Genomic DNA, 11,527 nt, shown 5'->3' with positions numbered 1-11,527 from the left:
CGGTGAGTGGATCGATGATCTTCAACTGCTCGATGATGGAGCCGGGCCACCCATGCGTGACGATCACTGGCAAGGCATTCGGACTTTTCGAACGAACATGGATGAAATGAATCTCCAGCCCGTCGATGGTCGTCATGAATTGCGGCAACGCGTTCAGCCGGGCTTCGAGCTTGCGCCAATCGTAATCTGTTCCCCAATAGCGCGCGAGTTCCTGAATTGTCGCGAGTTGCACGCCTTGCGATGCATCCGCTACCGTTTCCTGCTTCGGCCACTTTGTCGCGGCGATGCGTCGGCGGAGATCGACGAGTTTCTCGTCCGGAACGTTGACGTGGAAGGGGCGGATCTCGTCACTCGTAGCCGCGGACGCCGCCCGATACGCAGGAAAAAAGCTCGCGGCACCCGCAGCTGCAATTCCCATCGCGGCGGCGCTCAAGAGCTTGCGCCGGTCCTGATTGATAGCTTCGGAACCCATTCGCGTACGCATCCTAACCGTGTCGTCGCGGCCGCTCGGATTTTCCTTGTCTTTCATTGTAGTCCTCCCGTTGGTCAGGCCAAAAACAAAGAGACATGTTCCTGCGGGTAATCCGACATCGTTACGCCCGTAGCATCTCGTGTGCTCTGTGGGTGCGGCCCTGCAAAACTGCACGCCGCTGATAACAGGAGTGAGCGGCGTGCCAATGATCGTTTCCGGATGTGTAGGGGGGCAAGTACGTAACGGTAACATCCATTTCTCTTGCGTCAGTGGCATTATCGTCGTCATTCGCAACGGGATGCAGTCCCCAACTTGGCCACACGCCTGCGCTGCTTGATCGCAAAATTGGTAGGTCCTGGTCAATTTTCAGTATCGCTCAAAAATATCGGCGCAACGCGGACTTCAAGAAGTTCCACGCAATCAAAAGGTCTTTCAACTGATGCAGCGATAGAAGACTTTCAGGAAAACAATCAAAATCGGCTATAGGCATTTCCAAAAAGGAACGTTTGTTGGTGCCGCAATTGTTGTACGACATTGTTTTTCCACGCTCCCTAAATGGCAGCGGCAATTTGTTCATGACGCGAGCACGCGGCATAGGATCAAGCTACAGTCGAATTCGCAGCGATGACCTTTAAACTGCGCATCCTTCCAGAAACAAATCTGCACACATTTTTGCCCGATGTGCAATTTCCTCGGTCTTGGGCGCGGGTTTCTGGCGTAGCATCGCGGCGCGCTGTGGCTCCATGATCATCATTCCCCGCAGCATGCCGCACGCGGCGTGTGGGTCGTCAAGCGCAATTAGCCCTCGTTCGACCTGCGTACGGAGCCAATTCTCCATCAATGTGTTGGTTTTGACGATCGCCTGTTCGTAGAACGATGCCGCAATTTCTGGAAAACGGTCGGATTCGCCGATAACCAGGCGCATGATAGTGACGGTTTCTTCTGAGAGTGTGAGCCTGCCATAGGCCGTCAGCATCCGCTCGAGGCCTTCTCTTAGGTTCGCGGTTGCGAGTGTGCCCGCGTCCACTGCCAAAAAGAAACGACCGATACGATCCGATATCACACTTGTGAACAGATCTGCCTTGGTCGGGAACAGCCGGTAGAGTGTCTTTGTCGAAACGCCTGCGTTCTGTGCGATCGCGCTGATGCTTGCGGCCGCGTAACCACTTTCATGAAACTGATCGTTGGCAGCTTCGATAATGACGCTTCTCGTGTCGTCGTCACAGCGCACCTGTGGCCGGCCCCGGGGGCGTTTCTCAATCTTGCGAATTACGACCATGTTGATTTTCCAAATTCTTGTTGACATCCATTTTATAGAGCGTATTTTGGAAAAAAGCAAGTTTCCTAAATATCGACATATGCATCAGAGGCCGCGGCCCTCGTGACAGCGACCGGCAAACCGGAGAGACCACAATGACCAAGCTGCATGCCCTGAACAACAACGTCGCCCACGCCGCTGAAGCTGAAATTCAGCCGATTGTGGCTCCTTCTCTGGACGCGGGTGTTCGCGTTTCCGAAGCACCCCATTCGCCCCTCGTTGATGAGAAGCCCGTCCGCAAGCGCGGTGTCCGTTCTCTGCTGCTCGGCGCAACCGCTATCGCTTTGATCGCCGCCGGCGTCTACTACGGGCACGGCTACTGGACCGTCGGCCGTTTCCAGATTGCGACGGACGATGCCTATGTGAAGGCTGACAACAGCTCCATTGCTCCCAAGGTCTCGGGTTACATCGCCGATGTCATCGTCGGAGACAATGATACCGTAAGGGCAGGCCAGCCGCTTGCCCGCATCGACGATCGCGATTTCAGGGCCGCTCTCGATCAGGCAAAGGCCGACGTCGCCGCCGCAGAGGCAACGATCCAGGCCAAGCAGGCGTCACTTGAAATCCAGCAATCCACAATCGCAGCCGCCCGTGCCACCGTCGAGGTCGATCAAGCCAACGAGACCTTTGCGGAGCAGAATGACAAGCGTTACGCAAGTCTTGCCACCAGCGGTTATGGAGCGATCCAGACGGCGCAGCAGGCAGCATCTCAAATCGCCGCCGCCCGGGCTACTGTCGTTCGGGATGTCGCTTCGCTGGAAGCTGCTGTGAAGCAGGTCGATCTTTTGAAGGCAGAGCTTGCACAGGCGAGGGCGACTCTCACGCACGATCAGGCTGTCCAGCGTCAGGCTGAACTCAATCTCTCTTATGCAACGATTGTTGCTCCGGTCGATGGCGTCGTAGGAAATCGCACGCTTCGCATCGGCCAATTTGTCCAGGCCGGCACGCAACTGATGTCGGTCGTGCCGACCAGGGCGGCCTACGTTGTTGCCAATTACAAGGAAACGCAGCTTACCGACGTTCGTGTCGGCCAGCGGGTCGATATCGACGTTGATATGTTCCCAGGGCGCGTCTACCACGGCCATGTCGACAGTCTTGCGCCGGCGAGCGGTCAGGAATTCGCGCTGCTGCCGCCTGACAACGCAACCGGCAACTTCACCAAGGTGGTCCAGCGCATTCCAGTGAAGATCATTCTCGATGCCGACAGCGCGACTGCAGGTGACCTGCGTCCCGGCATGTCAGTCCAACCGAGCATCGATACCAAGGCCGACGCTAGCCAGCGCCAGAGTCATTGACCGGCGGGATCAGGAGGATCGTGTCATGTCCGCTATCACATTCACCGGCGCGGCGGTTCCGCAACGAGCCAGCACAAAGGAATGGATTGCCGTTCTCGCCAGCATGATCGGCGCCTTCATGGCAATCCTCAACATCCAGATTACCAACGCCTCGCTGCTCGATATCGAGGGCGGCATCGGAACCGGTGTGGATAACGGCGCCTGGATATCCACGTCCTATCTGATCGGCGAAATCGTTGTCATTCCGCTCACCGCGTATTTCAGCAGCGTCTTTTCCTTTCGCCGCTACATCCTCGCGAACTCAATTCTATTTCCGCTGTTCTCGATAGCCTGTGCCTTCACCCATGACCTTGGCTCGATGATCTTGATGCGCGGCTTGCAGGGCTTTGCCGGCGGCGTCCTGATCCCTATGGCCTTCACCATGGTTTTGACGAAGCTGCCAAAGCCGCAACAGCCTGTCGGCCTCGCCATTTTCGCGCTGTCGGTCACCTTCGCTCCAGCCATCGGCCCGACGATCGGGGGTTACCTGACCGAGAATTACGGATGGCAAACGATCTTTTTCATCAATGCCATTCCGAGTGCCATCATGGCCATCGCTCTGGCCGCGACGCTGGAAAAGACGCTGATGCAGCTGCATCTTCTAAAAGAAGGCGACTGGGCGGGTATCTTCACAATGGCCGTCGGCCTCTCGGCATTTCAAACCGTGCTAGAAGAAGGCAACAAGGAAGACTGGTTCTCCTCGCCCTTCATTTTGAAGCTCAGCGCAATAGCCGTCGTATTCCTTGCCAGCTTTATCTGGATAGAGCTGACCGTCGAAAAGCCGTTGGTCCAGTTGCGCCTGTTAAAACAGCGCAATTTCGGCATCGGTGTCGCCGTTAACGTGCTGGTTGGCGTTGCCCTGTTCGGCACGGTCTACATCCTGCCGCAATATCTCGGACAAGTGCAGCGTTATAACGCCGAGCAGATCGGCAATGTGCTCGCCTGGACCGGTCTGCCGCAATTGCTCCTGATCCCGCTTGTTCCAATGATGATGAAGCGCTTCGACGCCCGTTATATCGGCTTCCTCGGCATCAGTATCTTCGCGATCAGCTGCTTCATGAACATCACGCTCTCGGCCGACACCGGGGGCGATCAGTTCTGGATACCGAACATCGTCCGTGCAATTGGTCAGGCACTGGTTCTGACGCCGATCACTGCCATCACCACGGCGGGCATCGCCGCCGCCGATGCTGCTGCGGCGTCAGGACTTACCAATATGCTGCGCAATCTTGGTGGTGCTGTCGGAACGGCAACATTAGGAACCGTGCTGACCAAGCGCGAGCAGTTCCACTCAAACATCATCGGCCAATCGATCACCTTGACGCGCGATGAGGTTCGCCAGCGTCTCGACCAACTGACAGGTTATTTCATGTCGCATGGTGTCTCCGATCACGCCACTGCGGCACAGCAAGCCGTCATCGCGCTGGGTCGAGTGGTTAAACGCCAAGCGTTGATCATGGGCTTCAGCGACACGTTTGCCGTGATCGGCGTCCTGCTCGCCCTTGCTGCAATCGCTCTGTTGTTCGCCGAGAAACCCAAAGGAGGGGGCGGGGCCGGTGCCCATTAGGGTGACAGGACGGTTCCTTAGCAACAGCCCGACGGCGCCGTTTTGGTGCAGAATCGTTTATCTTTTACCTGTTCTTTTGATCACCGAGAGCATCGTCAAGAACACTGGCACGGACCCAAAATACATCTACGTCTTGTTCGAGGACATCGCCCCATCAGACTGGGCGGGAGCGGGCCAGCTCTTCGGCGAGGAAGCCGAGAACGCCTGAATCACCTGGTCGGCGCGTCCGATCGCGCCGACATCATTGGTAGGAGAACTTCACACGCGTACGATGAAGGCCGTCGTGATTAAGGAGCCGGCGGACCCGAGGTCCTGCAACTTGAGGAACGGCGCCATCCGGGCGCCAGAAAGGGGCTGGGTCAGGATCGCGGTAAAAGCGTTCGGTTACTGATGGGCCGCGGCTCGGGCTGGAGAAGGTCTTCGTAAACCACAAAGCGATCTACCAGGGGATCGCCGATGGCCGTCGGAGACAATGGTCGGAAGGAATGCAAAGAGTGGCTATTTTCGTGCGAGTCTCTTCATCGAACCGAGGATTAGTCGCCGGGGAGATTGTAGCCGGCATGTTCCTTGCCCCCCGTGTGCCCCGACGCTTTGGTAATTGGGGGAAAGTCCGCTGTGTGTATGGCGCGCCCGAAAGGATTCGAACCTCTGACCCCCAGATTCGTAGTCTGGTGCTCTATCCAGCTGAGCTACGGGCGCGTGCCACAGTTGCGCGTTAGTCTGCGCAGCGCGGTTCGTAATGGGTTGAGAACTGAATTGCAAGCTGCTTCGGCAAAAAAACCGCAACTATTTTCCACAGGACTGATACCTGGTGAATTCTTCGGCGGCTTAGCGGTTGAAACAGGCACTTGGCCAAGGCGCGTGTCACCCTGAACAAAAAGGCCCGGACTTTACCGGGCCTTATCGTAAACTCGATCCTACAGATTGCGGCCAATAGCCAGATATTTATCGCGCCGATCCTGTCTCAAGGTGTCGCCGTCCATGTTGCCCATGGATTTGAGTGCGACATTGATGATATTGCCGGTCGCTTCGATCGCCGCATCCTTTCCGCGGTGAGCGCCGCCCACCGGTTCGGGAATGATGCCATCGATGATCTTCAGCTCGTAAAGGTCTTGAGCGGTGATGCGCATTGATGTGGCAGCGTCTTTGGCCCGGGTCGAATCATGCCAGAGGATGGATGCCGCCCCCTCCGGAGAAATCACCGAATAGATCGAGTGTTCGAGCATGTAGACCCGATTTGCCGTCGCGATGGCGATGGCGCCGCCGGACCCGCCTTCACCAATGATGACGGAGACGATCGGCACTTTCAGATTGAGGCATGCGGCGGTCGAACGGGCAATGGCTTCGGCCTGCCCTCGTTCTTCTGCCGCGATGCCCGGAAACGCGCCTGCGGTATCGACAAGGGTCAACACCGGGAGCTTGAACCGGTCGGCAAGCTCCATCACGCGCACGGCCTTGCGGTAACCTTCGGGCATAGCCATGCCAAAATTGTGCTTGAGCCGTGTCTTCGTATCGTTACCCTTTTCCTGTCCGATGATAGCAACGGCCTGGCCGTTGAAACGCGCAAGACCGGCCTGGACAGCATCGTCATCAGCGTAATTGCGGTCACCGGCAAGCGGCGTGAAGTCGGTAAAGAGCTTGGAGATGTAGTCCACGCAATGCGGACGGTCTGGATGACGGGCAATCTGCGCCTTCTGCCAGGGGGTCAGCTTGCGATACAGATCGCGTAGCGCCTCAGCAGACCTTTTCTCCAGTCGTGTGATCTCGTCATTGGTATCGAGAGCATCGCCTTCTTCGGCGAGTTTCTTCAATTCTATAATCTTGCCATCGAGATCGGCAACCGGCTTTTCAAAATCAAGGTAGTTGTACATGGACGACGTGTCTGCCTGCAAAACGGTGGATTTTTCATGGTCTAACTGGCTGTTGCCGAAGCGCATGTCAAGGAAGCAAGCCCATATGGCGCATTGGCCGCGCAAGTTATAGGGGTAATTCCGGCGAAGGTGTGGTGGTTACTTCGCTCTGCTCTCGCGTTTTGTCGTTTTCGCAGGTGCAGGTGCCTTGGTTACTCTACGCCGCTTTTTAGGCTTGGCATGCTGCCAGCCGATCCACTGCCCTTCGCCTTCATAATTGTGAAAGCCGACCGCCGCGGCGTTGAGTCCTTGCCGCAACACATGCACGTCAAGTCCCTGCATATGGCGCAGAAGGGGCGGAGGAAGATGGTTTATATCAAGCCACTGCACATCGAAATAGATATGCTCAGGTCCGTTTTCGCTGGTTACCGTAAAGAACCACTGGCTCTCCATATAGTCGCCGAACCATGGGTCCGGGAACATTGCGGGTGAAAAGGCAAAACCAAATCCAGTGATCTCTTCCCAGCGCCAGCTTTGCCGCCACCCCATTGACCGTATCAGGTGGCTGGAGCGGCTGAACCCCGTGTCGTCAAACCGGATCACCTCGCCGTCCGGTTCAACAGGCGGTGGCTCAGGTCTGGAAATTATCTTCTTCAACAGTTGCCACATGGACAGTCCGCCAAAAGCTTCAAGGTCCGAAGCCTAGTCTGCCAGAGGATGGTGCTCCGTGACAAGGCGATGCAGGCGTTCTTCCATGACGTGCGTATAGATCTGCGTCGTTGAAATGTCTGAATGACCCAGCAATTGCTGGACAGCCCGCAAATCGGCGCCATTTTGCAAGAGATGGCTGGCGAAGGCGTGGCGCAGCACATGCGGGGAAATTGCAGATGTTTTCAGCCCGGCCCGTGCCGCAAGCCCCTTCAATTCTCGCGCAAACACCTGCCGTGCCAGAAAGCCACTTTCGGAAAGGGCAGGGAATAGCCACTGGCTATCGGAAAGATTGGGCAGCGCATCCCGCATCGCCAGATATTTGGTCATGGCGTCGCGCGCTTTTCCGGAAAGGGGGACCATGCGATCTTTTGACCCTTTGCCACGCACCATCAGGAAGCGGCTATCTGACCGCGCCACGGTAACCGGAAGTCCGACCAGCTCGGAGACGCGAAGACCCGTTGCATAAAGTATCTCAAGAAGCGCGTGCAAACGAAGAGCGTTAAAATGTGCCGTATCGGATGCTTTCGCATCCTGTGTTTCGAGTTCTGCGCGTGCTAGCAGCTTTTCCACATCGGCCTCGCTCATAATTTTGGGCAAAGAGCGATCTTTCTTTGGCGTATCCAATGTGCTGGTAGGGTCGTCGGTGCGGATATTCTCGGTATAGAGAAAACGGAAGAACTGACGCAAGGCGGACAGGCGCCTTGCCTGCGACGTCGCAGCAAAGCCCCGTCCGGCGATATCGTCGAGATAGGAGCGGATGATAGCGGGCTCCGCCAGGGTAAGTTGCAGACCGGCTGTGGCGGTGAAAGCTGCGGCATCTTCGAGATCACGGCGATAGGACTCAAGCGTGTTTTGAGCTGCGCCCCGTTCGGCGCTCATCATTTCGAGAAAGGACTCTATGGCGGCTGCAGCGCGCATGGCTTACTTCGGCATATCGGGTTTGGGATTGAGCTTCTCAGCCGGGATTCTAATGGTCATCTCGGTCTGTTTTGGATGCACGAAAGTCACCAGCGCAACCATGCCCGCGTAAACAAGCCCTGCGAGGACTGCGAGAGTGATGATCAATCGTGTTAGCGTTGGCATTTTCTGTTCGAATCGTTGTTGGCTGGGGTTTCGGTTCCATAATCTTGCAATCAAAACCCTTATGATTTGATGAAGCTGGCGAAGGAACGTCCAACACTATAGTTTGCTTGACGGCAGCGCTGTTTTCCTGTCGAAACGCAATCATGAACACCACTGAAGACATTCCTGGGGCAGCCCAGATACCGGAGTTGGCAAAATCCATTCGAGAGCGCCTTGGACACAAGTCAATCGTGCTTGTCGGGCTAATGGGCGCAGGTAAATCCACCGTTGGTAAAAAACTCGCGACCCTTGTCGAATTGCCTTTTTTCGACGCGGATCACGAGATTGAAAAAGTCTCGACCATGACGATTCCGGAACTCTTCGAATCCTATGGCGAGGCAGAGTTTCGCGATCTCGAGCGGCGTGTCATCGCCCGCATGCTCGAGGAGGGGCCAATCGTGCTGGCGACCGGCGGTGGGGCTTACATGAATGATCAGACGCGCAGGACGATCGCGTCGGAAGGCGTTTCGCTCTGGCTCAAGGCGGAACTCGATGTGCTGATGACCCGCGTGGTCCGCAAACAGAACAGGCCTCTTTTGAAGAACGACAATCCACGAGGCGTAATGGAACGGCTGATAACCGAGCGATACCCTGTCTATGCCCTTGCCGATCTGACGATTAATTCTCGGGAAGAAAAGAAGGAAGTCATTGCCTTCGAGGCGATGCAGGCGATTGCCAGTCACCTTGATGGTATCGTCGTGACCAATGAGGAAACCGGTTCATGACGGATCTGCCAGGCCACAATGCAGTTACCACCGTTCCCGTCAAGCTCGGTGACCGTTCCTATGACATTCTCATTGGCGCGGGTCTGATCGATCAGGCGGGGCGCGAGATTGCCGACCGGGCAAAATGTGTACGCGTCGCCATTGTGACCGATGAGACCGTTGCTGGTCTGCATCTCGATCGCTTGACGCGCAGTCTCGCAGCTGCCGGCATCGATTCCACCCCAATTCTTGTAGCGCCCGGCGAAAAGTCCAAGGGGTTTGCGACGTTGGAAACTGTGACCAATGCAATCTTGGCCGCGCGTCTTGAGCGCGGCGACGTCGTCGTCGCGTTCGGTGGCGGTGTCATTGGGGATCTCGCCGGTTTCGCCGCCGGGATTGCTCGCCGCGGCATGGGGTTTATCCAGATGCCTACGTCGCTGTTGGCGCAGGTCGATTCTTCCGTCGGCGGGAAGACTGGCATTAATACGGCCCACGGCAAAAATCTCGTCGGCGTGTTCTATCAACCGCAGCTTGTCCTGGCAGATACGGATGTCCTCGATACACTTTCGCCGCGCGAATTTCGTGCTGGCTATGCAGAGGTAGCCAAATACGGCCTGATCGACAGACCGGATTTCTTCGCCTGGCTCGAAAAAAATTGGCGCGGGATTTTCGATGGCGGCCCTGAGCGGACGGAGGCGATCGCCATATCGTGCCAATCAAAGGCTGACGTCGTGGCACGGGATGAACGTGAGACGGGGGATCGCGCGCTGCTTAATCTTGGCCACACATTCGGTCATGCCCTGGAAACCGCCACGAACTACGATTCCGGGCGTCTTGTGCATGGCGAAGGCGTTTCGATCGGTATGGTGCTCGCCCACCAGTTTTCCGCCAAGATGAATTTGGCAAGCCCAGATGATGCTGCCCGGGTCGAGGCGCATTTGCGTGCTGTCGGGCTTCCGGTTTCCATCAGTGACATACCAGGGGATTTACCACCGGCCGCGAAATTGATGGACTATATTGCTCAGGACAAGAAAGTAGCGCGTGGAGCGCTGACTTTCATTCTGACGCGCGGCATCGGTCAGTCATTTATTGCAAAAGACGTACCACCATCGGCTGTGTTGAGCTTCTTGCAGGAGAAACATCCACAATGAATCTGGAAATCTGGATCTTTTGCGGAGTTATATTCGGTTTGATCCTGATATCTGGACTTTTTGCAGGTTCGGAAACTGCTCTGACTGCCGCGTCGCGCGCGCGCATGCACCGCCTTGCCAAACGCGGCGATCGCCGCGCCAAAATCGTAGATGTCCTGATCGAAAAACGTGACCGCCTGATCGGTGTCATGTTGATCGGCAACAATCTGATCAACATTCTTGCGTCATCTCTGACCACGAGCCTGCTGCTCGACCTCTTCGGTCAGGCGGGTGTCGCCTATGCGACTGCGATCATGACTGTTCTGCTGGTCGTGTTCGCTGAAGTTCTGCCGAAATCCTGGGCGGTTTCCAGCCCGGATCGCAATGCTCTGGCGCTCGTCCGTTTTGCGCAAGCGACGGTGTTCATCTTTGGCCCGCTCTCGGATCTCGTAAACTGGATCGTTCGCCAGATCCTTGGATTGTTTGGTATCAACCTCGCAGCCGGAAAATCCATGCTTTCGGCGCAGGAAGAACTGCGCGGTGCAATTGATCTGCTGCACAAGGAAGGTTCCGTCATGAAAGGTGATCGCGACCAGATCGGCGGGCTGCTCGATCTGCGCGAGCTTGAAGTTTACGACGTAATGATCCATCGGACCGACATGGATTCGGTCAATGCCGATGATCCGATCGAAACTGTTGTCGGCGAGATTCTGGCGAGCAACCACACCCGTATTCCGGTTTGGAAGGATGCAACCGACAATATTGTTGGCGTTGTCCATGCCAAGGATCTCGTGCGGGCGATTCGCGACGCAGACCGGGATTTCTCCAAGATCAACATCATGAAGGTTGCGACGAAGCCATGGTTCGTGCCGGACACCACGACGCTTCAGGACCAGCTCAACGCCTTCTTGCGACGCAAGGCACACATCGCCATCGTCGTTGACGAGTATGGCGATGTGCAGGGTCTGATCACGCTGGAAGATATTCTGGAGGAAATCGTCGGCGACATAGCGGATGAGCACGACATCGATGTACAGGGTTGCCGCCCGCAGCCGGACGGTTCAGTCCTTGTCGATGGTTCCGTGCCGATCCGCGATCTCAACCGGGCGCTTGACTGGCATTTGCCTGATGCCGAGGCAACGACCATAGCCGGTCTTGTCATTCACGAAACACAGAGCATTCCGAAGGAGAAGCAGGCGTTCACCTTCCACGGCAAACGCTTCACGATCCTCCGGCGTGAAAAAAATCGCATCACGCGTTTGCGCATTCGCCCGATCGAGGATGACGACAAGACTAAGCAGTCCTGAATTCGGCGACCG

At 56.4% G+C, this 11,527-nt stretch carries 12 protein-coding genes and 1 tRNA gene; 6 read left to right on the top strand and 7 right to left on the bottom strand.

The window, feature by feature from the left end:
* Both AAAC48_RS02935 and AAAC48_RS02930 read right to left on the bottom strand, forming a co-directional pair.
* On the bottom strand, positions 1–484 hold a 484-nt coding region (locus AAAC48_RS02935), incomplete at its 3' end, for an epoxide hydrolase N-terminal domain-containing protein (RefSeq protein ID WP_340652735.1).
* Between the two features lie 619 nt (positions 485–1,103).
* Positions 1,104–1,751, bottom strand: coding sequence for a TetR/AcrR family transcriptional regulator (locus AAAC48_RS02930; RefSeq protein ID WP_340652732.1), 648 nt, complete (start codon positions 1,749–1,751; stop codon positions 1,104–1,106).
* A gap of 134 nt (positions 1,752–1,885) precedes the next feature.
* Here AAAC48_RS02930 and AAAC48_RS02925 point away from each other — a divergent pair, with 134 nt between their 5' ends.
* From AAAC48_RS02925 to AAAC48_RS02915, 3 genes are read left to right on the top strand one after another with little or no spacing between them, the layout of a single operon-like run.
* Positions 1,886–3,085: an HlyD family secretion protein gene (locus tag AAAC48_RS02925; RefSeq protein ID WP_340652731.1), complete on the top strand. Its 1,200-nt coding sequence runs from the start codon at positions 1,886–1,888 to the stop codon at positions 3,083–3,085.
* Positions 3,086–3,110: 25 nt separating this feature from the next.
* On the top strand, positions 3,111–4,691 hold the full coding sequence (locus AAAC48_RS02920; RefSeq protein ID WP_340652730.1) for a DHA2 family efflux MFS transporter permease subunit: 1,581 nt from the start codon (positions 3,111–3,113) through the stop codon (positions 4,689–4,691).
* Complete coding sequence (locus AAAC48_RS02915) at positions 4,681–4,899, top strand: tautomerase family protein (RefSeq protein WP_340652729.1); 219 nt, start codon at positions 4,681–4,683, stop codon at positions 4,897–4,899. The genes AAAC48_RS02920 and AAAC48_RS02915 overlap by 11 nt, the downstream gene beginning before the upstream one ends.
* A gap of 414 nt (positions 4,900–5,313) precedes the next feature.
* Here the strand turns inward: AAAC48_RS02915 and AAAC48_RS02910 are convergent.
* From AAAC48_RS02910 to AAAC48_RS02890, 5 genes are all read right to left on the bottom strand, one after another.
* Positions 5,314–5,390: transfer RNA gene (locus tag AAAC48_RS02910), tRNA-Arg, on the bottom strand.
* A gap of 218 nt (positions 5,391–5,608) precedes the next feature.
* The gene (locus tag AAAC48_RS02905) at positions 5,609–6,562 is read right to left on the bottom strand and encodes an acetyl-CoA carboxylase carboxyltransferase subunit alpha (RefSeq protein WP_340652728.1); all 954 of its coding nucleotides are present in this window, start codon (positions 6,560–6,562) and stop codon (positions 5,609–5,611) included.
* Positions 6,563–6,700: 138 nt separating this feature from the next.
* Entirely contained in the window at positions 6,701–7,210 is a 510-nt protein-coding gene (locus AAAC48_RS02900; RefSeq protein ID WP_340652727.1) for a hypothetical protein, read from the bottom strand.
* A 33-nt stretch (positions 7,211–7,243) separates the two neighbouring features.
* The gene (gene xerD, locus AAAC48_RS02895) at positions 7,244–8,170 is read right to left on the bottom strand and encodes a site-specific tyrosine recombinase XerD (protein WP_340652726.1); all 927 of its coding nucleotides are present in this window, start codon (positions 8,168–8,170) and stop codon (positions 7,244–7,246) included.
* 3 nt (positions 8,171–8,173) lie between these two features.
* Complete coding sequence (locus AAAC48_RS02890; RefSeq protein WP_340652725.1) at positions 8,174–8,335, bottom strand: histidine kinase; 162 nt, start codon at positions 8,333–8,335, stop codon at positions 8,174–8,176.
* 143 nt (positions 8,336–8,478) lie between these two features.
* On the opposite strand from AAAC48_RS02890, the gene AAAC48_RS02885 reads away from it, so the two are divergent.
* Genes AAAC48_RS02885 through AAAC48_RS02875 form a run of 3 tightly spaced genes read left to right on the top strand, consistent with a single transcriptional unit; the run spans position 8,479 to position 11,515 of the window.
* Positions 8,479–9,099, top strand: a complete 621-nt coding sequence (locus AAAC48_RS02885; protein WP_340652724.1) for a shikimate kinase — start codon at positions 8,479–8,481, stop codon at positions 9,097–9,099.
* Entirely contained in the window at positions 9,096–10,229 is a 1,134-nt protein-coding gene (gene aroB / locus AAAC48_RS02880; RefSeq protein ID WP_340652723.1) for a 3-dehydroquinate synthase, read from the top strand. Before AAAC48_RS02885 ends, aroB begins: the two co-directional genes overlap by 4 nt.
* Positions 10,226–11,515, top strand: a complete 1,290-nt coding sequence (locus AAAC48_RS02875) for an HlyC/CorC family transporter (protein ID WP_340652722.1) — start codon at positions 10,226–10,228, stop codon at positions 11,513–11,515. The genes aroB and AAAC48_RS02875 overlap by 4 nt, the downstream gene beginning before the upstream one ends.
* Positions 11,516–11,527 lie beyond the last annotated feature (12 nt).

It is taken from the genome of Phyllobacterium sp., from assembly GCF_037994405.1.
Taxonomy (GTDB): Bacteria; Pseudomonadota; Alphaproteobacteria; order Rhizobiales; family Rhizobiaceae; genus Phyllobacterium.
This window is presented reverse-complemented; position numbering and strand designations above follow the sequence as displayed.